At 37.2% G+C, this 25,940-nt stretch carries 15 protein-coding genes and 1 tRNA gene; 13 read left to right on the top strand and 3 right to left on the bottom strand.

The genetic code is table 11. From position 1 onward, the window contains the following. Window positions 1-42 precede the first annotated feature (42 nt). From ABWV55_RS02950 to ribD, 3 genes are all read left to right on the top strand, one after another. Window positions 43-2,532, top strand: coding sequence for a GH116 family glycosyl hydrolase (locus tag ABWV55_RS02950; protein ID WP_353292529.1), 2,490 nt, complete (start codon window positions 43-45; stop codon window positions 2,530-2,532). Window positions 2,533-3,626: 1,094 nt separating this feature from the next. Next, window positions 3,627-4,112, top strand: coding sequence for a DUF3122 domain-containing protein (locus tag ABWV55_RS02945; protein ID WP_353292227.1), 486 nt, complete (start codon window positions 3,627-3,629; stop codon window positions 4,110-4,112). After that, entirely contained in the window at window positions 4,112-5,176 is a 1,065-nt protein-coding gene (gene ribD / locus ABWV55_RS02940) for a bifunctional diaminohydroxyphosphoribosylaminopyrimidine deaminase/5-amino-6-(5-phosphoribosylamino)uracil reductase RibD (protein WP_353292528.1), read from the top strand. The genes ABWV55_RS02945 and ribD overlap by 1 nt, the downstream gene beginning before the upstream one ends. Window positions 5,177-6,374: 1,198 nt before the next feature. On the opposite strand, the gene ABWV55_RS02935 is transcribed toward ribD, so the two are convergent. Continuing rightward, window positions 6,375-6,572, bottom strand: coding sequence for a hypothetical protein (locus ABWV55_RS02935; RefSeq protein WP_353292226.1), 198 nt, complete (start codon window positions 6,570-6,572; stop codon window positions 6,375-6,377). A 91-nt stretch (window positions 6,573-6,663) separates the two neighbouring features. Here ABWV55_RS02935 and ftsH point away from each other — a divergent pair, with 91 nt between their 5' ends. From ftsH to ABWV55_RS02900, 7 genes are all read left to right on the top strand, one after another. After that, a complete protein-coding gene (gene ftsH / locus ABWV55_RS02930) occupies window positions 6,664-8,541 on the top strand; it encodes an ATP-dependent zinc metalloprotease FtsH (RefSeq protein ID WP_353292225.1) in 1,878 nt (625 codons plus the stop codon). A 48-nt stretch (window positions 8,542-8,589) separates the two neighbouring features. Next, window positions 8,590-9,546 carry an ornithine carbamoyltransferase gene (gene argF, locus ABWV55_RS02925; protein ID WP_353292224.1) on the top strand — a complete coding sequence of 319 codons (957 nt, stop codon included), beginning with the start codon at window positions 8,590-8,592 and terminating at the stop codon, window positions 9,544-9,546. Between the two features lie 114 nt (window positions 9,547-9,660). Next, the gene (locus ABWV55_RS02920) at window positions 9,661-9,876 is read left to right on the top strand and encodes a hypothetical protein (RefSeq protein WP_353292223.1); all 216 of its coding nucleotides are present in this window, start codon (window positions 9,661-9,663) and stop codon (window positions 9,874-9,876) included. After that, a complete protein-coding gene (locus tag ABWV55_RS02915; RefSeq protein ID WP_353292222.1) occupies window positions 9,831-10,052 on the top strand; it encodes a hypothetical protein in 222 nt (73 codons plus the stop codon). Before ABWV55_RS02920 ends, ABWV55_RS02915 begins: the two co-directional genes overlap by 46 nt. Next, window positions 10,033-10,290, top strand: coding sequence for a hypothetical protein (locus ABWV55_RS02910; protein ID WP_353292221.1), 258 nt, complete (start codon window positions 10,033-10,035; stop codon window positions 10,288-10,290). The genes ABWV55_RS02915 and ABWV55_RS02910 overlap by 20 nt, the downstream gene beginning before the upstream one ends. A 54-nt stretch (window positions 10,291-10,344) precedes the next feature. Beyond that, a tRNA-Ala gene (locus ABWV55_RS02905) sits at window positions 10,345-10,417 on the top strand. A 452-nt stretch (window positions 10,418-10,869) separates the two neighbouring features. Next, window positions 10,870-11,127, top strand: a complete 258-nt coding sequence (locus tag ABWV55_RS02900) for a hypothetical protein (RefSeq protein WP_353292220.1) — start codon at window positions 10,870-10,872, stop codon at window positions 11,125-11,127. Window positions 11,128-11,513: 386 nt separating this feature from the next. Here ABWV55_RS02900 and ABWV55_RS02895 read toward each other — a convergent pair whose 3' ends face one another. Beyond that, entirely contained in the window at window positions 11,514-11,708 is a 195-nt protein-coding gene (locus tag ABWV55_RS02895) for a hypothetical protein (RefSeq protein ID WP_353292219.1), read from the bottom strand. Between the two features lie 427 nt (window positions 11,709-12,135). Here ABWV55_RS02895 and ABWV55_RS02890 point away from each other — a divergent pair, with 427 nt between their 5' ends. Next, window positions 12,136-12,330, top strand: a complete 195-nt coding sequence (locus ABWV55_RS02890) for a hypothetical protein (RefSeq protein WP_353292218.1) — start codon at window positions 12,136-12,138, stop codon at window positions 12,328-12,330. Window positions 12,331-12,772: 442 nt separating this feature from the next. Here the strand turns inward: ABWV55_RS02890 and ABWV55_RS02885 are convergent, their stop codons facing one another. Further along, window positions 12,773-12,904, bottom strand: coding sequence for a hypothetical protein (locus tag ABWV55_RS02885; RefSeq protein WP_353292217.1), 132 nt, complete (start codon window positions 12,902-12,904; stop codon window positions 12,773-12,775). A gap of 75 nt (window positions 12,905-12,979) precedes the next feature. Here ABWV55_RS02885 and ABWV55_RS02880 point away from each other — a divergent pair, with 75 nt between their 5' ends. Both ABWV55_RS02880 and ABWV55_RS02875 read left to right on the top strand, forming a co-directional pair. Continuing rightward, window positions 12,980-13,174, top strand: coding sequence for a hypothetical protein (locus tag ABWV55_RS02880; RefSeq protein WP_353292216.1), 195 nt, complete (start codon window positions 12,980-12,982; stop codon window positions 13,172-13,174). A gap of 10,133 nt (window positions 13,175-23,307) precedes the next feature. Beyond that, window positions 23,308-25,008 carry a protein adenylyltransferase SelO family protein gene (locus tag ABWV55_RS02875; protein WP_353292215.1) on the top strand — a complete coding sequence of 567 codons (1,701 nt, stop codon included), beginning with the start codon at window positions 23,308-23,310 and terminating at the stop codon, window positions 25,006-25,008. Window positions 25,009-25,940 lie beyond the last annotated feature (932 nt).

Raw genomic sequence — 25,940 nt, 5'->3', positions numbered from 1 at the left:
GGACCTTAAATCTGACAGGCTGTGGCTATTTCGCAACACCTCATGGCCGGACTGGATTTCTCCGCTTTACGCGGGATGCTGAGGCGTGGTCAGGGTTCTTGGACCCCGCCATCAGCAAGTTGGAGCCGCCCATTCGGCCTTGGTTGGGACCAGCCTTACAGCGTACGCTACACGAGTAACCTCGACGATGGTCCCAACCACGGCATGCCGCTAGGAGGATTCGGCGCCGGTTGCATTGGTCGGGCACCAGACGGCAACATTAATCTCTGGCATCTCGATGGCGGCGAACATTGGTTTGGCATTCTTCCAGATTGTCAGTTTTCTCTTTGGGAAAAGCAGGGAAAAGATGTACGAACCCATGCCCTAGGGGTTAGACCTAATCGCGATGCATCGCGTCCCAGAGATTCCAGATGGCCGCTTCAATCTTGGAGTTGGTATCCAGCTAGCACCCTGAAACGCAACACAGGAACCTACGCCGCTCGCTATCCGCTGAGCTGGACGCACTACGCCGGTGTATTCCGATCCTACGTGTTGTGCGAGGCTTTTAGCCCGATTATCCCTGGCGATTACCAGCGCACCAGTTATCCCGTAGCGGTGTTCCGCTGGCATTTCGGCAATCAAACCGACCAACTGCTGAAGCTGTCGTTGATGCTAAGTTGGCGTAACACTTTGGGTTGGTTCACTAATACCGATACTTCGGCTAAGATTCACTTCCGAGACGATGGCAGCCCTAAATACAATTACTCCCCCGCCATTGGCCGAGGCTATAGCCAACGTAATCGGCACCTCGATCAGCCTGGCTTAGTTGGTCTCCTACTCGATGGTCGACGTTCCGAGCCAATCGCTGAAGGAGAAGGCCAGTGGTGTCTAGCAGTACCAGATGGCTTGGAAGATGTCGAGATCCTTCGCTGTAGCTGTTGGAATCCCAGTGGAGACGGAGCTGAAATTTGGGACCCATTTTCTGCGGAAGGGACAATCCCAAACAATAACGATAAACGTGCAGGGGAGCAGGTCAGCACCGCCATGGCGGTGAAATTCACCTTGGTTCCAGGGGAGACACGAGAGATCCCTGTGGTGATGAGTTGGGATTTACCGATCACAACATTTGCTTCTCGATGCGGTTATCGTCGCCGCTACACCGACTTTTTTGGAGCTGATGGCACGAATGCTGCAGCAATTGCTGCAGAAGCTTTAAGGGATTGGAGTGCTTGGCGTAAGCAAATCGAGGTTTGGCAGCAACCCGTCATGAAACGCCAGACCCTTCCGAAACCTGTCCGTATGGCTCTGTTCAACGAGCTTTATGACCTTTGCAGTGGCGGCAGTTTGTGGACGGCAGCAACACCCAAGGATCCCTACGGTCGATTCGGGGTTCTTGAGTGCCCTGATTATGCCTGGTACGAAAGTCTGGATGTTCGACTGTACGGCTCCTTAGCTCTGCTCCAGTTATGGCCAGAATTAGATAAGGCAGTCTTACGTAGTTTTTCCCGTGCCATTCCAGCCAAAGATTCCACCCAACGTCCTATCGGCTGGTATTTCACCCGGGGGAAGGGAAGGGTCGAGGCAGATCGCAAGCTGGAGGGAGCAACCCCTCATGACCTAGGCGCTCCAAATGAGATGCCATTCGATGCTACCAATTACACCGCCTATCAGGATTGCAACCTCTGGAAAGACCTGGCCAGTGACTTCGTGCTCCAAGTGTGGCGAACTTTCCGACTAGCCCCAACGGGAGAAGATTTGAATTTTTTAGCCGATTGCTGGTCATCGGCTGTGCAAGCTCTCGACTACCTTAAACTCTTCGATACCGACGGTAACGGTTTACCTGACAATAGTGGAGCACCAGACCAAACGTTTGATGATTGGCCATTAAAAGGGGTGAGTGCTTACTGCGGTGCCCTCTGGATCGCGGCGTTGGAAGCAGCATTGGCAATGGCTCAGCGTCTGCAGCTAGATTTGGGACTCGATACCACTGTTGAACAGCGTCGCTTCGGTCAGTGGTTGGAGCAGTCGCGCGGCAATTTTGATCGTTTGCTCTGGAATGGCGAATATTACAAAATCGATACCGAAAGTCGTGTACCAGTGGTAATGGCCGACCAACTTTGTGGAGATTTCTACGCACGCCTCTTGGGGTTACCCTCTGTTGTTAGTGATGCCAATGCTCTCAGTACCTTAAACGTTGTAAGGGAAACATGTTTTGAACGTTTTGAGGGAGGAAAACTTGGCCTTGCCAACGGATTACGCCGCGATGGCGTCCCCCTCGATTCCACAAACACGCATCCTCTCGAAGTCTGGACTGGCATCAATTTCGGCGTCGCTAGCTACTTCCGTCTGATGGGTCAAGGTAGCACCGCTTCAGCCATCACAAGAGCCGTAGTGCATCAGGTCTATTCGGGCGGTCTACAGTTCCGCACCCCAGAGGCGATCACTACTGCAAACACATTCCGAGCCTGTCATTACTTAAGGGCTATGGCCATCTGGGGTCTCTGGGCCACCGACACCAATTGGGCAAGCATTCCCGGAGCTTCAAATCGCTAACACTGTTACGTTACGTAATCTTTGGGTGAATCACATCAGTTTCAGACCAGAGCGGTTTTAGCCATGAACTCGAAGTGCTTTGTATTGCACTACATGTGACGCGCTTCTAGCTTTCACATGTAGAGACAACCCAGTGCGAACTGCACGTATTCAGGGTTCGATGTGCTCAACCGGAGTCTTTGAACCAAAACCCACGAGTGTATCAAGTATGTCTCATATTAAGAATCTTTAACACTAACCATACTCAAAAACAATCCAGTCTGCCAGCTTAGTCGAAATATTCACATATTAAACAGCTAGTATCTACTATATCACTGGATATCTGATAGTGTGCGTTACTGTCACTTAACAAAATACAAGCTTGCAGATAAAAACGCTTAATTAAGGTAACTTTTAAGATTTTTAGCGGGCAGCCTGGCGAGTTGATTAAATTTGATTGATAAAACTACGTCAGCAGTGCTAGTCAAATGTTGTGGGGGGTTATATAGGTTTGTTCTATTGATTAGACAAACTTCTTCGTAACTCTGTACCATGGTGTCAGCATACTTGTACGTCAAAAATATACAAACGCAATACAAACAAAAACTCTTGGCACAACTTAGAAAGAAAAACATTAGTTCAATGTTTAAACCCATGGACGCTAGAATAAGCCATTAGGTATATTACAAATATGCTAAGGTTGTGAACTGTTGTCCCACCGTGAATTAATGGCGATACTATCCGGACTCTATGTCTCCAATTGCTATAGCTTAGTTAATCTAAATTGAGAGCATTGGTAAAAACCGTGTTTCGACGAAAGTGGCCTGGGTCATGTTTGCCTGATAGCCAAGTTTCGGGAAGCAGAGGTTGAATTCTCAAACTGCACAGAAAGCTTAAAGTAACCAATTGCAACACTCGAGTTTAGACACTTCTGGTTCTCCATGTTTCTTCTTACTCAGTCGGAAAAAATAAAATTTTGGCAACCCTCAGCTGTATCAAATCAAATACACCAACCCTACTAGTACTTAATTAGTGTTTGTCCTTTCTCCCATCGTCAAGAAAGTTCTGTTCAGAACTAGTAATGTTCCGCCCAATTCTTTCAAGGTCTTGCCCAAATGCATCGTCTAATTTGTTCGTTGTTAGTCGCTTTAGTATTGCTGGTAATTCCTGGCTTAGCTCGAGCACAGGTTCATCAGCATGAAAACGAAACAGGTGTTGCAATAGTTCGGTCACTTGAAAGCCTTCGGGATTTGGATTACGACAGCTGGCAAACTGTGGCTTACCGGAAAGGTCAGCCTGGTCAGCCGGTGGTGCTTCGCATCGTCGGTTATCCAGGCAAGCTGCGTTTAAATCATCCTGTCAGCCTTCAAGTCCTAGCCGGTCGCCATACTTGGATTCTAAACGACATCACGCTGGAAAACCCAGTTTTGGTTGGAGATGGTCGTGAAGCCGCTGCTGAATTTAGTCTCGATCCATTACTTGACGATCTTAGCAACAATCGTCCGCTACGTTTAGTACTCCCTGGAGTGTTTACTGAGCTTCCCATTCCTCCATATGTTGTGAGTGAGTGGCGCTCGCTTCAGACTTTACCGCTTTTCTGATGTGGGATACCTGGATGCGGCGCGCCTTAGCGCTGGCTGCACTCGCCGATGGAGTCACAAGCCCCAATCCTTTAGTAGGGGCCGTTGTTTTGGATCGCCACGGACAGTTGGTGGGAGAAGGATTTCATGCTCGTGCGGGTGAACCCCATGCCGAGGTCGGCGCCATTGCGCAGGCCGGAGATCGAGCAAAGGGCGGAACATTAGTGGTCACACTTGAACCCTGTTGCCATCACGGCCGCACTCCTCCTTGTTCTGAGGCCGTGCTGCGAGCTGGAATCACCCGCGTTGTAATTGCCCTTGAGGATCCCGACCCACGGGTTGCTGGAGGCGGCATCGCCCGTCTCCGTGCATCAGGGATTGAAGTGTTGAGCAAGGTTTTACAAGCTGAGGCAGCTGCTCAGAATCGTGCTTTCCTCCACCGGGTTCGCACCGGACGCCCCTGGGGCATTCTCAAATGGGCTATGGGATTAGATGGCCGTATTGCCCTAAGCAACGGAGCGAGCCAATGGATCACGGGACCGTCTGCTCGTCGATGGGTACACTGCCTGCGTGCAAAATGCGATGCGGTGATTGTCGGCGGTGGTACCGTGCGTGCCGATGATCCGCTGCTTACTAGTAGAGGGCGTCGTATGCCAGAGCCACTTCGAGTTGTTCTCAGCCGCAGCTTGGATCTCCCAGCCACGGCTCATCTTTGGGATACAGCTGTAGCTCCCACCCTGGTAGTGCATGGACCGGAGGCAATGAAGCGATCGATTCCCTGCGGCCCGCAACGTCATGCTCTTTCAGCCTGTGAACCAGAGATTTTATTACAGGAACTGGCGGTTCGAGGCTGCAATTGTGTGTTGTGGGAGTGTGGTCCGGGATTGTCCGCTTCGGCCATAAAGCAAGGTTGTATTCAAGAGGTGGTAGCTGTTGTGGCACCTAAGCTAATGGGAGGGGAATCTGCATGCACACCGATCGATGATCTTGGTTTCACAAAGATGAATCAAGTGGTGGTTGGAACGTTGTTGCCTCCCAAGTCTTATGGGGAAGATTGGCTGTTCAGTCTGAGGATCGATCGCTAGAGCACTGCGAGGATGGTCACTCTACTCTGACCATTGTAATAACAGACTGAGCAGTGCATATCTGCACATCCTGCCAGTGAGATCAAATAGAATGGCGCTGACTGTATCTGTACGCATCACTATGTACAACAGAAGTAGGGCTGATGTTTGCCAACCCACAGGTAGTGAAACGAAGAAATACAGCGATTAACAGTTTAGAGTGTATGCATTGTGTTTAAAAAGACAGGAAGCTGCAGTCCTCATCAAAAACAGTCTATCCAATATTGGCTCGGATCCTTAGGGTTGAATATTTCATTAATCTAATCGCATTTGCTCGCATTGTAGTGCTTTAACTTACGGCAAGAAAGAGGCTATAAGGGCTGGATTTGCTAGAGGTAAACAACCAGGGTAACTCTGCGACCACGGCAAAACTCTAAAGTTACGGTATAGTCAGTTAGCTATAGTTGGTATTATGATTCTATACATTATTATCTGAACGTGCATTGATAATGCTAGCATCTAGTTTAGACAAATGATATAAACAAACGCAAGAAGATATAGCAGATTACTATGGTTGATTCATGGTAGAAACACGATTTCGGCTAGTACTATCGTCTATCATTTTCGCACGGCTAGCGGTAGGGTTTGCACAGAACATTGCTGTCGACATCGTTGCGATATTAACTAGTTACGGTTAGCTAGATATTATCAACTAACTATCTATGAAGACCTCAGGTCGTATTAGCAAAGACTGTCGGTGATCAGCTAACAGCAATGCAGATGTGCCCTATTGTATAGGGTCAGCTTTATTTTGGGGGTAGAGGAAGTAGCTTGCTTCAAGCAGTTGATTACAATCATCAGTTTTCAGACTCAAGCCAGAACTATTGAGATTATATGAAATGATTATGGGATTCAGACCCATATAGTTTTTTAATCGAGGCATTGGCTTATGTATGTAATTGATGACGCCATAAGTTTTCGCCTCATTCTCATCTATCATCTAGGCTTATTTCAAAAGCTCGAACCAAAGTCTCGCGAACCAAAAACCTATGGCTGTTCTGATCGATCTGATTACCATTTTCAAAGACCGGTTCTTGAGGTTCGAAGTGGGGCAAACAACTATGGACAGTACTATTAAGTATACGAAGCCAAATACTTTTACTCGGTAATCTCAACATGTAAGTTAGGTCGGTCACGGATTGGCAAGCAAATCTTCGACTCAGTCGGGAGGAAGCCCTAAAAGGCCGTGTACCACGGTGGCTCTTTCTTGTTTTATGATTTCTCCGGGTTGAAGAAACGACCAGGGGATATAGACATTAAGCAAAGCGTCTGTCCGCCCTCTACTCCGGGCCGTGGGTGCTGGAAGCACACAAACGTTCGGCAGGCGACTCAAGCTTGCACCGACTGCCGTCGTCAAACTTTAGGAACCGTTCGGTTCTTACACCCATGCTTCTCAGTCACACTTTGCTTTTTCCCTCGTAGCGTGATGCCAGTTTAAGTGTGGCTATATGCCAATCCGTCAAGACGATAACCAACCCAACCGTCGTTTTGGAATCATCAACTTGGTATTGATTGGCGTCGGGGTATTGCTGTTGTTCAGTAGCTTTATTCCTAACAATGGCATGCAACAAGTGCCAAGGGTTCCCTATTCACTCTTCATCGATCAAGTGAATGACGGTGCTGTGAGGAGAGCATTCATCACCCAAGACCAGATCCGCTATGAACTGTCTAATCCAGAGGAGGGAACTCCTCCTGTTTTAGCAACAACTCCCATTTTCGACATGGATCTTCCCCAACGTCTTGAGATGAAGGGGGTTGAATTTGCAGCAGCTCCTCCAAAAAAGCCCAACATTTTTACGACTATTTTGAGCTGGGTTGTTCCACCCCTAATTTTTATTTTGGTCTTGCAATTCTTTGCTCGTCGTTCCATGGGTGGTGGTGCCCAAGGAGCACTAAGCTTCACAAAAAGCAAAGCCAAGGTGTACGTGCCGGATGAAGAATCCCGAATTACATTTGCCGATGTTGCAGGCGTAGATGAAGCAAAGCAAGAACTCACTGAAATCGTTGACTTTCTGAAAGCACCGGAGCGTTATGCCGAAATTGGTGCACGTATTCCGAAAGGCGTGTTGTTGGTCGGCCCTCCCGGAACAGGTAAAACTTTATTATCGAAGGCTGTTGCTGGAGAAGCAAGCGTCCCATTCTTCATTATCTCCGGTTCAGAATTTGTAGAGCTTTTCGTTGGCGCCGGTGCTGCCCGTGTTCGTGACTTATTCGAAGAGGCAAAGAAAAAAGCACCGTGCATTATTTTCATCGATGAATTAGACGCTATTGGTAAAAGTCGTTCTGGCTCTATGGGCGTTGTGGGTGGAAACGATGAGCGTGAGCAGACGTTGAACCAATTGCTCACAGAAATGGATGGTTTTGCTGCTCAAGACAAACCCGTGATCGTGCTTGCGGCCACCAACCAGCCCGAGGTTCTTGACGCAGCCCTATTGCGTCCCGGTCGTTTCGATCGTCAGGTGCTAGTTGATCGTCCAGATCTTTCTGGTCGTAAAACTATTCTCGAGATTTATGCTAAAAAGGTGAAGCTGGCTGAAGGTGTAGATCTTAACTGTGTTGCGCAAGCGACAAGCGGGTTTGCCGGTGCAGATCTAGCTAATCTTGTCAATGAAGCAGCTTTATTAGCTGCTCGTGTAAAGCGCACTCGTGTTGAACAACGAGATTTAAGTGAAGCGATTGAACGCGTTGTTGCAGGTTTAGAGAAAAAAAGTCGTGTCCTTCAAGATGACGAGAAAAAAGTGGTTGCTTACCATGAGGTTGGTCATGCCATCGTGGGCCACCTTATGCCTGGTGGCAGCAAGGTTGCTAAAATCTCAATTGTACCAAGGGGCATGAGCGCCCTTGGTTACACGCTTCAGTTGCCGACCGAAGAACGTTTCCTCAACTCTAAAGAAGATCTTCAGGGTCAAATCGCTACTTTGTTAGGCGGTCGTTCCGCTGAAGAAATTGTGTTTGGCAAAATCACAACTGGTGCAGCTAACGATCTGCAACGGGCTACCGATCTTGCTGAACAAATGGTAGGCACCTATGGCATGAGCCACACACTTGGTCCTCTCGCCTACGACAAACAGAGTAATAACCGTTTTCTGAGTAACAACAACAATCCACGCCGATCTGTGAGCGATGCTACTGCACAAGCTATAGATCATGAGGTGCGTGGACTTGTCGATAAAGCTCATGATGACGCACTAGCGATCCTTCGCCAAAACATGGGCCTTTTAGAGACTATAGCTCAAAAGATCCTTGAGAAAGAAGTGATTGAAGGCGATGATCTCAAACAAATGCTAGAGGCCAGTGTGCTGCCAGAGAGTGTTGTTACAGCTTGACGGGCACCCTATTCATCTCTGATAACAGTCCTTTGAAGGATTGCTATTATGACTATGGCTGTTGAAGAGGTCGCAGCCTCATTAATAGGACTTCGAGGTCGTGATTATCTTTCATCCGCAGATGGGTCTGTTAGCGAGACAACGGCCTTGCTCACTCTGGCGGCGCAACTTAAATCAGGAGATCGTCAGATTGATCTTGGTAATCGCATTCTTGGTCTGATTTTTACCAAAGCTTCTACTCGTACTCGGGTTAGTTTCCAGGTAGCGATGGCCCGTCTTGGTGGTCAAACGATAGATCTAAATCCAACAGTGACGCAGTTGGGTCGCGGTGAACCATTACGGGACACTGCTCGTGTGTTGAGTCGGTACTGCGATGTTCTGGCAATTCGAACATTTGCCCAGCAAGAGCTCGTCGACTATGCACATTGGGCTTCGGTTCCCGTAATTAATGCTTTGACTGACCTCGAACATCCTTGCCAAGCCCTTGCGGACTTCCTCACTATGCAAGAAGAGCATGGCGAGCTTCCGGGTCAGACCTTGGCGTATATCGGTGACGGCAACAACGTTGCACACTCATTAATGATTTGTGGTGCGTTATTAGGCGTCAATATTTGCATTAGTTGTCCAGAGGGATTTGAACCTTTGTCAGGAGTATTGGAGCAAGCTCGATCTCTAGCTCAGCATGACGCCACAATCGAAGTACTCACAGACCCAGTGCAGGCGGTTGCTGGTGCCCAAGCGGTTTATACTGATGTGTGGGCTTCTATGGGACAAGAACAAGAGCAAATGGAAAGAGAGAGCGCCTTTGCGTCTTTTTGCGTCGATCAAGCATTGATGGATCATGCCGCCAAGGATGCGATTGCGTTGCACTGTTTGCCAGCCCACCGTGGTGAAGAAATTACCGCTGAGGTAATTGAGGGAGCATCCAGTAGGATTTTCGATCAGGCCGAGAATCGGCTTCATGCCCAGCAAGCTTTATTGGCTGCGTTGATGGGTGGTTTATGAGTTGATAGGTGGTTTATGGGTCGGAAAGATTTTAAACACCGCCTTCTTGCTTGCTGATTAGCATGGCAGGATGCGCAAATGTATCGTTCAACATCTGTTCTATGTTCTAGCGGCTTGCAGTCCCCAGGAGAGGCTGGCGTGCGCACAGCAGGAGTTGTACGACCGGTTAGTGGATTACATTGGCATGCATGCCATAGCTCATCTATTCGTCAAACGATGCGGGCCATGGGTTCATGTTCGCCGGCACCAGCGCGGAGTAGGCTACGTCATCTCCAACAGAAAGGTTGGATCACTTGGCGGAAAGTCAGGCGCGCACTCTTCAGTTACTGAGTAACACGGCGCATTCCTTAGGTATACCTGCATTGGGAACCATCGCAGCAAGTAATCCATTCAACACACGCGACCACATTCAAAATCGTTTGAAGCTAACGCTAGTTTTGGCAAATTGGAAGATTGTTTGCCCTTGCTGTGAGTGGAAAGTCGACGATGGATACTCGTATTACTGACGAGCATGTGGTGCTGATGAAGCTGGTTACGAATCTTCAGTATCTTAAAAACGGCGCGATCGTGAGTGTTGTGATGGCTGGCGGTAGCTCTACTCTCAGGTGTTTTCGCCGTCGAAGATTTGCTGTTGCGCTTGAGGTGGCAGATTCCATGTCCGCTTCAATGGAGTTGCCGGACAGAGCAGATACGAATTCAAGAGCAGCTCATCGCCTTATGGCGGCAGCTCTGGACAGGTCGTAGTGTACGATGCCGAAGATGGAGGCGTAGGCTTGACATTATAGCCAGCCTCAGAATGGGGCCATAGCTCAGCTGGTAGAGCACCTGCATGGCATGCAGGGGGTCAGGAGTTCGAGTCTCCTTGGCTCCATTAAAAAAACCCAGGCCCTACCTGGGTTTTTAATTCTCTTCGTGAAGGTCGCTAACTCAAAGAACTGATCGCAGAGCGTCATTGCTCCCTTGCCGACTCCAAACAGCTGCTGATTGCAAGAAAGAGCTTCACCGTCATCACTAGGTCAAATAATGATGGATGAGAAGCAGTTATTGCCGACTTCATCGAGGAGTATCAACAAGCCAACCGGGCCACCATCATCCGCGATCTGCGCTGCCACACGCGTCGTTACGTATCCAGCCTGATTATTGCTGGTAGGGATTACTTAGCATCCATGGACTACGGCCGCATGAAGTAGCCTAAATGATCTGAGAAGACGGACAACTTCTAATTCGCTCTGGCGGCAAAAGAAACAAAGCCACTCAAGGCAAGAAAAAAACCAAAAACAGGTTTGGTACTGCTAATAGATATTCCTGGTCATGAGGGAGAGGATGAGCATCTTATCGAACAAGATCAATGAGATCGAAACCAAAGGCTTCAAGTCGATGGGTGATGAGATACGTCAGCAGTTGAAGCGTTACCGGTTGTGGAGAAATCTACAGGCTCAAAATCCTGGTCTGAAACTGTACTCCCTACGGCATGGCGTGGCTTATCGAATGCATAAGAGTTGTAATGGCCCGTCATTGATTAGGGATGCTGCAGCAAGGGTGAATACCTCGACAAGAAGTAAAAGCTGTGAGCTCCTTTAAAGTTGAGTGCGTGTATCTTTAGTTTTAATGCAAGTATCATAAACATACACTTCATGCAAAATATGCACAATGATATCCGACTATCGTCGGATAATAATCATTTTAGTCTTTATGCACTACCTCAATATTCTCATCGGTATAAGTGTCATCGCGTGGGTTCTTATAGGGATCAAAACCCATGCAGATTGGTTTATCAGGGTTTTTGCTCAGGAGTCAAAAAGGATTAAGGATCAACAAATTGCTATTAAGAGGAATGGATATCAAGCAGTAACCTCTTTAGACCCCTTATCACTTCGAAAGGCTATCGTTTTCGGTTATTGGGGGAAAGATAAGCAACAAAAAGATACCGCAGGATCTGTAAGCATATGCTCAAGCCCTCTTGTTTTTCAGCTAGCGAATGCAAACCTTATTGCATTTACTTCTGTAACCGTATTAATCGTAATCAGCAAAGGCTTGTTTACACAAATCGGACTATCTTGATCAAGATTTAATAAATTTCTCTGAGTATCTGGTAATTCTTTATGAAAATTAATTTCAGTTGCGGCAACATTCGCTAAATTAATGCTGATAAGTGCAGCCACTTACTTCACATCTTGGACGACATCCAAACAGCACCAAGAATATTGCAATAACCAGCAAGTGCAAAGTCATTGCTTTGCAGTCAATCTCAGCGAATTACTACCTGAAAACCTGCGGACAGAGGTCTCCCGAGCAAATTCGATTCGATGCATTGCAACGGATTACAGAGAAAAACCTGCTCAAAAATCCTGGGCAGCAATTGTAGGTGTTACCAGTACCTGCTTACTGTGCGCATGTTGTTTCTAACGACTTCCAGGGCCTGGAAGTGAGGCGACGTGTTGCACAGCGGTATACCTCTCCATTGCGGCCATTTTTGTCACGACGGTTTACGTGAAGTGAGCAAGTAGAGGGAGTTTTACCGCATGATTCATGCGATGTCTGATCTAGTGCTTGGTAGTCATAGCCATTTTAGGTAACAATAACTGACTAGTGGTGAAAGGAGCAATCCGTATTGCCATTGCATCTGCCTTGAGTCTTGGAACTGCTGCTCGAGCAGCACTTGCGTGGATGCTGATTAGATCTATGTGGATAATCAATCCAGACTTCGAAATATCTCTCGTAATCGAAGAATTTGCTTCTATAGGCTCTTGTGAGGCTGTAGCAACACAGACATCTACTCGCTGAGAGGCATTCCACCTAAATAGAAAGGATTGCTTGGGATATGGATAAGCAACAGGATTTATCAACCTTTAGTATTGACCGTTTGCATTCCAGACGTTTCTGAAATCGAAGCTGCTGCACAATCTTTGAAGACTACTGAGCATTATCGATTGTTTCTTGACTGAACTTATAGCAACCCGCTTTGACGAAATGCTGCTCGACCGTCAACGGCTTTACTTCATCGGCTTTACTTCATCAAAGTCTTAAGCTATGTCAGCGATAACGCCAGAGACGATCGCTCTAGTGATGCGGAACCGTTCGTCTTTAGTGCAGCTCTTAGGCCCACCGCTCGACGACGCTTTCAAGCAGGGGGGGCGTCTGTGATCAAGGAGAATGGCTCTCATACAGCCTGTCTGGCTCCAGTTGGCGTTGTAGCGATCGCATAACAAGTTACACAGCAGTTACACTAACGGTCATCCAGAAGACCACCAGCGCGCTGCTTAAGCTCTGCGTTGAGATAGTCGATCTTGCTGCGCCTATCGAGATAGGTGAGGTGCGCTTCTACCTGGTGTTCATAGCGGTGCGGGTTTGACGGCAACCATGTTTGTTAAGTCCAGTTGATAAACAACTGCGACATTCCACTTAAGGCTAGGTTGGCTTCTAGAGCCGTATTATGGTTAGGCAGCAGACGATCCATGACCTTGCGCGTGTCGTTAGGGCTTATGTGCAGCCAGCCAAGACAAGGATGCGGTCGAACAAGTATCAGAAGTATCTCACCGTTATAGGATTAATGCCGCTGATGAACTACTGCACACGGATCTTGGCAACTCTCTCATTAGCTTCTCGCAAGCACTCTGTTCGTATCTGATAGGGGGCTTGCACAGCCATAGCCCTTGCTTAGCGTTCCTAGTCGATACGGTGACGAATACTTGGATCGATAACTAAAGAATCTTGTTTAATAAGGCTGGTAAGTATGAGTTTGCTCTGATTTTTTTCGAGATCAACAGGCTGTCCACGGTAACGAGCCGGTAACAATTGCTTGGCACCAGCTACTTGACCAATTGCAGTGGGGTCAAGAGTTCGAGTCTCCTTAACTTCACTAAAAATTTTAGGCCAAACCTAAATTTTTAGGTATCTGTAAGGCGGTAGTTTGCGCACTATGTCTTATTTAACTAGTTTCGTATTTATTTACTTTTATGCATAAAAGTTTTCTGCGAGCATGCCTAAGACAATACAATAGCGACCTAAGTGCCTCTAGGAACAGACAAAAGACTGCTGTGGATTGAGTTGAGAGTTGCAAATCGGAGTAATGATATACAAGTCATTTATTGAATTAACAACGATGATGGTATAAAATACAGAAATTTATGGTAATCAATTTAAGTGAGCATATTCTAGAATTTGGCTTGAGGCAACCAAATTTTTTTAAAAATCTTTCAAATAAAGTAACCAATTGTGAAATGCTGTTGCTCTTTAGCTGATGGCAAGAAGCTGCTGGTAATTTGAGAAAATTATCATCAGATCTATAGACAACAATCGGGAGATTATGCTGAAAGATAATTAGATTTAACCACTGATCCTCCGCGGTTAAAAGCTTGGCTTTGGCTTATAATTAGCTTTATAGGCCTCTCAAAATAACGACTATGCTAGCAAGTGTCTTTGAGTAATTCTTGTTTACTATCTAAAGAAGTTAATACTTAAACAGAAGACCTAAAAAATACTAACATTTCTTACTTCAATGAATATCATTGGAAGCTAGTTGCTAGTTAGCACTAACCAAACGCACTTGCAAAAGCATTTTATAACAATTTCAACTATTCAACAATATTGAAAGTGTAAAACTTAACTGAAAGTATCAATTACCTCTAGATAAACAGCTTTGCATTCAAACTCATTCTTGTTTGGATTATTCGTCCTTGCATAAATATAGATGTGTCAATTATTTAGGTTTCACCATTAAAAAATTGATAATATTTTTTTGCTTATTATTACTAATAATATAACTCAAATCGCATTAAGTTAATCCCCGCTAACTTTTAATATGTGACTCTTTGCAAAAGAATTAAGAAAATCTTAAACCTATGGCTCAGAATTATTATTTTGAGCTAGTATACTTTGATAATTAGGTACTGTAAAAAACAGTGATTTATAGCTAGCTAGTTTTACATAGATTTAGTTCAAAGTTGTCAGTAAAACCGGTAGTTTTTTTGTTTAGGCATGATTTCTTCCTTAATAGTTTTTTAATTCGCAATAAAAAATAGATTGGATAGCATGCAGTAATGCTTCTTAAGCTAATTACTCAAAAAATTTTATTAAAATAGACTATATTAATATTTTACTCCTCAATCAAGTATACTTAACTTGTAATTAGCGAAGGATCTGGGATTGAGCTTCTAATCACTCAGTACTAAGTAAATAGAGTAATTGCAAACTAATCAAGTGCTTTTTCACTGCACTCAGCATTTTTCCAGTGTTAAACGCTGGATTATGTAAGTTGCGAATAATGCCGAGTTAGCTGAAGACTTCATTAAAGAATAGACTAGCTGTCAGTCGAGTTAGCCCTCAGGGCTTTACCATAAAAAACTTCTTAACTTAATATTATTTAATTTTTTAAAAAACACCTGAAGTGATAAGCCTACTTACTCCGAGACTGGCTAAGAATGAAAACATGACAACCACATCCCATGTTTTTGATTTGATAAAGTATGGCAGTGAAATACTTATGGCTATTACATGAACAATTGCTCCAATAGTGATATCTAAATATAAAATGGTGAAATATGCCGCAATGATTAGGCCGCTTCCAAACATCCGTAAACGTGTCAAAAAATGGTCCATGGTTGACCTTGAACTTAGTCTTAATGATTTTCTATAAATCTCTCAAAGGTTTACGGCTCAACCTGAATAGTGATAACCGTATAAAACACTCATGAGCGTATATATCGTTACGGATTATTTGGCTTTTCACCTTAAAAACACATTTACGATTCATAGCCCCAAGCCCTCATTAAATTTCAATCGTATATATCGTTACGGATTATTTTATTAGAGTCATCAGTCGAATTAGCGTAAAGCTAATAGATATACTAGCAAGATATTTCTTATTGATTAATATCAGCTTCATTAATAGTATCTGTGATCTACTGCTCAGTCCTTTAGCAACTTAAATTTTATTTTTGCGATAACTCTCGCTATTGAGTCATACAGAGAACATAGGTGATATTGCTAGAATCGAAAAGAGTTATTCGAACAAGCTCGCTTATACACTTGACTATGGTATGAGAATCATCTTTGCTGTTTTCTTAACATTAATTTATCTAAAATAAAGTGAGTTTCTTCTACTTAAACGCTAGTCTCTAAACTGTAAAGTATGGAATATGTAGCTGTTTATATTCATTTAGAAATAAAGCAACGTTAAACGTAGCAAATTATTTTACATAAATTCTGTCATACTAATTTTTTCGAAATGATCTAATAGTTGGCCTGATATTTAGGAATAAGAAATTCAAATCTCTTTAACTTTATGACAACTTAGCCACCATTTGCAATGGCAAATTTGATTAATACTTTTAGTTTAGTTTCATTGTTTAGCTTTGACTAAGCCCGTACAATTTATGCCTATGCTACAGCCACAAGGATGTCTCTGCCATTGGAGTTTTTTTAAGCTCTTATAATAACTCTATACACTCTGGCTCAGCTACACCCGTTATTTTTAATTACTGGTACTGACCTCAGATAAGCAACAAAGTTCAGATTCATCCTCGTAACAGTTACTATATAAGATTTCATTATTTATACATAAATTAAGCATATTTGCATGATTTACTCTAACTTAGTTTTTATCAAATATTTTCAACAGCAAAAAATATCTCAAACAAATAAATACTTACTATCATTTCATTAAGATAAATACTTGGGGAAGATAGCTAAAAAGTTATTAAAATAATCAGTTAATTAATTTTAGCTAGAATTAATTAAGATTAGCATAAAAACGAAAATGCTAAAAAATAATTGGACTATAATAAGCCCATAAAAGCTAACAACTAGGAATTTGTTAAATTAATTAAATGTAAGCAACATGCAAACTAGCTAAATCATATTAAAATATTCAGATCTCAGCCTTATATTCATTAATACATAATAATAGAGGCACTTGAGGGAGAACACTGTAAAAAGAAAAGGCGAAAATAATTTTGGTCATCTTAGGTGCTATGGGCTGATGAATTATAGAGTTATTGTATTGAGATTTATATTAAGCTACTTAATCAATATTATATATTTATGAGATTAGTTGAAATAAATTTAGTTTTTATCATAAATAAACTTAACGATTCTTTAGCAGAAACTAATACAAAATATGTACATTATAAGATTAACGGGTTACCAAGAAAGTCTGAAATTGAATTGTGCTTCTAAAGATATTAATTAAAATATATAATTGTTTAAGAATATGATATATAGCTTTTAAAAGCAACTGACTAGATAATTAAGTTTCTTATTTTTAAAATAAGTTAGTTACAGATTTCAAAGGTTTGCTAACTTAGTTTTTTATATAAACTTATACGGTTTGTTGCTAAAAAACAGTTTTTCCCCTTTATTAAAATTTTTTATTTATTTTAACTGTTTAAAATACTGTAGCAAATTATTTTTAGCGCATTATGCCTAAATTTTAGTATTTTTGCTCTAAAGAGTAGCAAGGCTATAAGGTAACTTTTTACTGAACAATTACAAGAATAATTGTAAAATATATAGGGAAAGCTTTAATTATTGAACTTATTTTAAATCTAATCTCTAAGAATATGTAGAAATTATATCTGTTAATATAAAGAATTTATATTAGTTTATTAGTAGGCTAAATTAAAAATTATAAATATTAAATAGACTAGAAAATTAATCTTATTAATTTAATACGAATTGAATAATTTAGAGTAAAGCGATCACATAAAATTATGAATTTATTAGTTTTATACAAGTTATATTATTAATAATCAGATAATTTAGATTTAATATTGTTAGATTGTACTTAAAAGATTAAATATATCCTAGGAAAGAAAAAATTTGGAATGTTAAATTACAAGACCGTAAGTACGGTATCATCAATAAGCTAAATAAAATATTTGTTAAAGTTATTGAAATAAACTATATCATAAATATAGATTTCAATGAAATTATCATAAAAAGCCAATCAGTATTTACAGTTAACACTGTTTAATTATTTACATATTTCTAATAAATTTATTAAAATTTTGACTATTGTTATTCAGTCTTTTATAAGACTTTTAAAATTAACTTAAAAGATACCATATTACTTTCCAAACAATTTAATTTAATTGCTCTAAGAATTCAAAGAACAAAAAGGCGAAATAATTAGTTAATTATTATTCACTGCCTAAAAAATCTTAATAAGAAAATTTGAGACAGTTTTGGTAAAATGCATGGGGGAGCTTTATTTTTTAAGTGATTGAAGAATTTTAATGCATCCTATTAGATTAAATAGGTAGCATCGTATAGGTAAAATTGTATTTATTAAAACTATCATCGATACATATCATAAATTGTTTAAAACAGAATCTAGTATTTATTATTAAGCATTAGCAATATACGACTTGAACTGAACTATTTTATTTATACTAGTAATTATCAAAAGCAGGTTGCAAAAAATATTGACAAAATAAATAAACTTAATACATTTTATATCTGCATAATTTAGACCTAAGACAATAAAAATATTATACAATTAATTAATATACCTAAAATAGGTTTTTGCTACGTAATCATATACTTGTTAGTGCGTAGCATTACTTTAAAAATTTTCTAGCTTTAAAAATATTATTATAAATACAAATGTTCAAATTGAGCTTTTTTAATTTATTTATAATTAATTTTTTTTACAAAAAATAAACGAGATGAAAATTATCTAAATAAGCTTATTCGAGAAATCTAGATAGAGCTTAGTTTTTATCTATAACATTTATAAAATTAACACGGATATGAAAAGTATAATTAAACAAAAACGCTATTTGACTTTATCTTTATAAATAATTATATTTATATGTACTCATAGGTCAAAAGTCTAATTATGTCGTGTAGACTTGTGTGAATAACAATGATAGTAGCATCATCAAGCTTAGTCACTTTTTTGAGCTAAGGTTTAAGATCAGTAACAGCAAACTGTTTCGTGGTTTGCTACAACTGAACAATTTCGTTACTAGCATTTTAATAACTAATTATCTTATTGATATTGAATTAAATTTAGTGAATACGATTTGTTCTTATCATTAAAATTACACTATTAAACTAGCAAGAATTAAGAACTCATGCAAAAACTTGCCTCATAATTATCGTAATCAATTTGATTTTTCAAAAATCGTTTAAACGGTTAAATTGATAGAAAAGTCAATAAATTAGTCTCGAGCTTAAGCTTTAATTTATTACTATTTTACAAATTCTAGAATTTAAAGTTAACTAAACTCAAACTGTACTTGATATGTTGCTAAGAGATAAAAACTCTAATTGTAGCATTACATTTTGCATAGTTTAAACACATTTAATTTAAGTAGCTGATAAAAAACTTTAAAAGCTATCTATATAATTTTCTTAAGAAGATAAAAATTGTTCTTAGAACTTTTATATTAAGGCTGCTTCAAACCATTTTTGCTTTTTATCCGAACTTTTCGGCTAACTGCTGCTTGAAAAAAATTGTCTTTAAAACTATTTATTGGTTAAAATTTTAATCTCTTATCTTTAAACTTTTTATGAAAAAGTTAGCTCAATTAATTTTGAATACTGACTTTAGTATCTTACATAATTAAGTCTGAATTAATTTATACGCTATCAACTTTATGATGTAAGTAATGGCAACTAATTGCATGCCAATAAGAGCATTAATAACAATAATTTTGTTGAAAAGTTTTGTTTAAAAATTATTTATGAGACTTTTACTTAATAAATATATTATTATTAATCTTAATTAATCATCAAATTAGGTAAATCAAATATATGCACTTAGTATCTAATTAGAATTAATAAGATAATATCTAATTGTCAAATATTATCTGATAGCTAGTCAAGTTATTAATATATGTGGCACTAAATCAACAGAATAAATATTAAGTCTTAATTTAATGACTACTTTATTAAATCTAGCAATTCTACTGCTATAGATACAAGGACGTTAAATTACAGCAAAGTTAAGTATAGCTCGTTATACGATAATTTAAGAAATATAAAAATGATTTCGTGATTAAAAAATTATAATGAATTTAACAGACTTGTAAAAATAATGTATTACCGAGTAGTATCTTAGTCAAACAATAGCAAATTATTGTGAATGTACTATCTACAATAATTTGGATCATTAAAATAGCAAACTAAAATTAAGAGCTAATAATAGTAAAGAGCCAAAATAAGAAAAGTCGAGATTATAATAGCTATCTATAGGAATAAATTAACGATAAGATACATAAACTTTATCAAAGTTTAACATGCTACTATACTTAGATTTTGATATAATTTTAGGCTTTTAGCAAGAACAAAATATTAAAGTTTAGTCCTATATTTTTCATCTTTATCCATATTTATTGGTATTCCTCGTGCAATCTTCATATTTCCAATTATTGATATATCAATTGGCTGAAACTCATTAAACCAACGCGCAATTGCTTCCTTTTCTTGTTGTCTGTATTTAAAAAAAGAATTTTTCATTAAAGAATCCATAAATTTTAAGACTGTATTGATATTGCCATCGTTGTATATTTAAATAAATATAGTTTGTTACTAATCCATGTTCAAGATGATCTATAATTAAATAATTAAGTATTTATATTTATAAGTATCTTTTCTTGTTCAGAATTTTTAAATGTTGTTTTATATACAAAATTATCCGTTAACCGAAAGTGAAGTAGATATGTTATTCCTATAATAATGCCTAAGGATTTTAAATTTATGTAGTGCAATTAGTTTCTCTAAACTGATTATCTAATCTCAAAAATTTTTAGCTTTGATAGTATATATGATATTAGTAAACAAAATTAAATAAATTTTGTTTAATTTTTAATTGACAATGCTACTTTATATAAGATAAATGATCAGTATAATGAACTGACATTTTATATTGATTCCGCTTAATTTAATTTTCAAAATTAAGTTACATCTACGATAACAGAACTTGATTCTTACTATACTAATAAGTTTAATCAAATTATACTCTGAAGTATATATGCAATAGCATAAAGTATTTAAACAACTAATTTTTATTTAATTTAACTTGACTTTTAATTAGTGTGACATTAACTTAGCTTATTAACTAACTTTAAATATCAAATCATAAAAACAATAATATTTAAATTTAGGATTATATTCTCAATATTATCATAAATTGAGTATATTTTATTAATTAAGAGTTTAGCAAATTCTATAATTTCGTTAATACTTTAACGTTATATTCAGCGCAAACTAGTTAATTAAGCTTATAATATTAATTAACTAGCACTAATTATTTATTTGATTTTTTGTAAATACTCTTCTCATAATCAAAAATTACTAAATGATTACGGACATTATATAAGCTCTAATTGTCGAAATTTTATTTATTGATCTGCTAACTAAATATTTGTTTTGTAAATTCTAAGTTCCTTATTTACAGCATTAATTCTTAATCTTTAATAAAATAAGTTACATTATTAAATATAATAATCAGATTTTATTAGCTTAAGCGTGTCATAGAAATAATTCTTTAACTAAGTTTTTACTTTGTATTCATATTTGTAATTTGATTATTTCTAGAAAATAGATTCACTATTAAAAATAAAAATTTTTATAATAATAGGAAAAGTGCAAATTTGAGATATCGTAATCTATAGCATTTGTTTACGATTTTTTAAGATATGATAACCTTTCTTCTGAAAGTATCTCTTTATATGAGTATTACAATTGCAAATAATCTGGATTTTAGGGTATTACTTAGGTTTTATTGTGCGGTAATTAACTTTATGTAATAAGAATACTGCTTAAAGCTTTAAAGAAACTAATAAAATTAAAACTTTGTCCTGAATTATAAGTCTTAATGCAAACATAAATCTAGTTTAAAATAATATTAGCAACTGCTATTATCTTAGTAATAATATTCAGATTATAAAGCTTAATAGATATCTCAAATATAATAAGATATTGTGAGAATAATATATAAATTATTTAAATTATTCTTATAAAATATATCTGTTAAACTAGAACACAAAGCTAAATATTTATTAATATATTTTTATCTAATTTAAAAGGTTTAGGCTTAACCAGAATGAGCCATCACTTCAAGATTATTAAACTGATAAGCTAATAAATAAAAGCTTGACAGATATAAAAACCATTTTTTAAACTAAGCACTAGCTAAAACAGACTATAAAAATTTTTAGAAACCAATAAATATTTACTACTTACCTCTGTTTATGTTTAAAATAATTTAATTCATAAAATTAAATTATTTTAAATTAGATTATCTTCCTAAGTAATATAAAATACTATACGCGAGTTTTAGCTTGTTTAATCTAATAAAATTTTAATGTCAATTCTAATAGTTATCTAAGCTATTAAGAGAAATATTTAGAGCTAAAAGTAAATACATCTTATTTATTTTCATATATAAAGCAACAAATTTGCAGTGATTTTCTATAAAACCAACTTAACAGATATTTATTGCACAAAATAACTAGTGTAATAGTTTATTTTCTTATTCTAATTTTAATCATTATTTTAATTAATGCAACAGCTAAAAATAGTGGAATTGTGCTAATCTTTAGATTTAAAGCTGTATATCTTACCCATTTAAGTCTTTTTCTTAATAAAATATTTACATAAAAGTTAGTTTATAATAATTACCTTTATTTTAAGGCAAAAAAATTAATAGCTTTTTAATTACCCAACTTACAATCAATATCAATAAAATATTTTTTATTTTTTGAGCTTAGTAATTTTATTCTTCCTAGTATCATAACTTCGCATAAGATAACTAATATGTTGGTAAATTAATGTTTTCGATTTATAAATTTATAGTCTATTTAATAAGCTTTTGTCCCTCATTATTTTAATATTAGTTTTCTTAATATTAATGACTAGATTAACATTATAAATATTTTATTAAAAAATACCAGGATAGTAAATATACTTTGTTGTTGTTGTAAACGTTGTATTTTTTAAACCAATAAATTTAAAATTTCTCAAGAATTAAAAATTAAAAATATTAAATAAACTCAATAAGTCAAATTCCGAATATCAAAAGTAAATATTTTATTACTTAAATAGTTGTTAACCATAATTAAAACTCAATTATTAAGTTATTTATCACAATATAGTCAGCATGTTTTTTAACTTAGAATTTGAATTTACATTTAATTATCAATTATTATTAAGCAATTCTTATAATTTAGGTAACTAAAGATTTTGTTAGTCGCTAAATAATTAAATATATTTTACTTGACTAAGAATAAAAAATTTTTATATGATTAACAATTAATTTATTATCAATTTAATTACTTTATTTTAATCTTTTAATTTTATTAATAATCTAAATCTAGATTATAGTAATGTTATTTTTTATAGTCTTCTGTGGGCTTTTATTATACTCGTATAAGTTAAGGAATAGATATACGTAGAAACTTTTATTATAGTCAATACATTTATATTCTTATTAGTTATTTATATAACATTTATATAAACCAATTAATTAATATATTACAAGATAAAATTGTTGTGTACTTGAACTTTGACTAACATAAAGACATACTATTGGTTTTAAAGTTTACTTTTTTATCTATATATAAATGCCTAATTCTTTTAAGTTTTTAGTAAAGTTTATAAGTACTTATAAAATATTAATATTAACTAAAGATTAGTGAATAATCTAACTTTATATATTAACAGCTTACTTAGTACTTTGGCCATCTTGATTGTAAAAGGATTTATTGTATAATATATAATGTAATTAAATCTTGCTAATCATAGTCGCCAAGTATGTCACCTCAATCTAAAAATTCTCTGAATCATTCCATTACTAGTTTTAATGAATTTCTGCAATGTGCTGATTATTCATTAATAAACTATCTGAATGCTGATCCAGATTCTACTCAGAATGGTAATGATCATAGTGCACGTCAGGTTTTTTCTGGTCATTTTGTCCCTGTCAAACCTACTCCGCTGAAAGATGCTGATTACGTAATTCATAGTCAAAGATTCTTTGATGAAATTGGTCTCAGCGATTCTTTAGTGAAAGATCAAGATTTCATCAAAATGTTTTCTGGTGATCTATCTTCTGCCGATGTTAAATGTCCATTTGGCTGGGCAACCGGTTATGCCCTCTCAATTTATGGAACCGAATATATTCGACAATGTCCTTTTGGCACTGGCAATGGATATGGTGATGGTCGTGCCATATCAGTTTTTGAAGGTTTATTAAATGGCAAGCGTTGGGAAATGCAATTGAAGGGCAGCGGCCCAACACCTTATTGCCGCGGTGGGGATGGACGTGCTGTGTTGCGCTCCAGCGTGCGCGAATTCTTAGCTCAGGAGTTTATGTACGCTCTTGGTATTCCAACAACACGATCCTTAACTCTATTTGTTTCCCGATCTCAAATGGTAATGAGGCCTTGGTACTCAGAACACTCCACATCACACGAACCAGACATCGTAACTGAAAATCCCGTTTCTATCACAACGCGTGTTGCTTCATCTTTCTTACGCGTTGGACAGTTAGAACTATTTGCACGTCGGGCCTATAACCGTGCGCATCCAAGAGCTATGGAAGAGTTGAACATGATTGTATCGCATTTAATTGATAGAGAGTATAAAAACAGTATTGATTTAACCTTATCTTTTACAAATCAATTGGTAGAATTATCTTTTCTTTTCCAAGATCGCCTTACATCTTTAGTTGCCAATTGGTTACGTGTTGGTTTCTGCCAAGGTAACTTTAATAGTGACAATTGCACTGTAGGCGGCTTCACACTGGACTATGGACCATTCGGGTTCTGTGAGCTTTTTGATCCTAATTTTCAGCCTTGGATTAGTGGTGGTAGACATTTCTCCTTTTTTAATCAACCTGTTGCTGCAGAAGCCAATTTTAATATGTTTTGGAAGTCTTTAAGAATATTACTTTTAGATGATGCTGATGCTCTACAAAGATTTGATCAGAGTCGTCAACAATTTAAACAAACAATGCGATTAAAAATTCAAGCAGTGTGGACCTCTAAGCTAGGTTTAGTTAGATACGATCATCAGCTTTGTCAAAGGTTATTACAGCTCTTAAGTTACTCTAGAGTAGATTACACGATCTTTTTCCGTGAGTTATCAAACTTACCCCGCAATTTATCAGGACTAAAAAAGAGTTTTTACGACTCGTTACCTAAAACACTTGAAAATCAATGGCTATCTTGGTTGAATGATTGGTATAAAGTCGTTACATCCAAACGAAATATATACGAAATTAGCCAACAGATGAAACAAACTAATCCCAAATATACTTGGAGAGAATGGCTCGTTGTTCCTGCCTATGAACAAGCAACTCAGGGTGACTATAAGTTAATCAGAGAAATTCATAATGTTCTTAGTCATCCTTATGATGAACAGTCAAAAACTATTGAAAATAAGTATTACCTTTTAAAGCCAGAATCAGTATTTAGTATTGGTGGAATATCTCATTATAGTTGTTCATCCTAATTGTAAATATGACCCTTCTTTATCTGTATCCATCTTTAAATAAAAGTTTAATACTTTCTATTAATCGAGGCTTGTTTATTAGTAAATATTATTTTTATTCTTTTTCTTATGTATTATATTTGAATTATAGCATAATAATGCTTTAAAAGTATTTAATTAAAAAATGTTACTTTCTGTTACATTAAGCTACTACTAATAAATTTTTTAGTTACTCAGGCTTCATCTTAGCTAGTGATTACTTTATTTAGATCAAATATTAATCAGTATAACCATACTGACTTTTTTCTGACTAATCTAATAGTTACATTATATAAAGTTAACTTTTGAGTATAGAAAAATATATAGTAATAATTTAAATAAGGAAACTGTAAAAAACATGAATATTATAGTTTTCTAGTTGACATAATTTATTTAGCCTTTTAGTTTTAAGATATTAAAAATTAACAGCTATAAAAGTAATTTATGATAGCTAAAGATTTAGAGGAATCAAATACTCATACCTAAATGCAGCGAAAAATATTTTTTTAAAAATTTCATTTAATAATTAGAAACTAAATTTTAATCACTTCAATAAAGTATTATATAGCCATCAAATATTTATTTTTTATTAGCACAAGTTATTCTTAACTTTAAAGAATATATTAAATTGTCGATAGTCCTTGTGATAAATTATTTTTCTTATAGATAAACTGAATATTATTAGATTTTATAAGGTCATCTATGAGTTAATAAGCTTAAGTAAACAACTTATTATTGTGTACTAAATATTACTACTTATTTTAGGGCTAAATTAATTTTTACACACCAAATTCTTCTAATCCAGATGATACATAATTTATTATATAATTAAGCTATACAAATTAGTTTTGTTATCTAATCTCATTATTTTATGTATTAAAGATTCTGGTATTTTAAAGATTCGCAAAATATAT

The organism is Synechococcus sp. M16CYN (genome assembly GCF_040371545.1).
Lineage (GTDB): Bacteria > Cyanobacteriota > Cyanobacteriia > PCC-6307 > Cyanobiaceae > Parasynechococcus.
The sequence above is the reverse complement of the archived record's forward strand: the minus strand, read 5'-3'. Positions and strand labels throughout refer to the sequence as shown.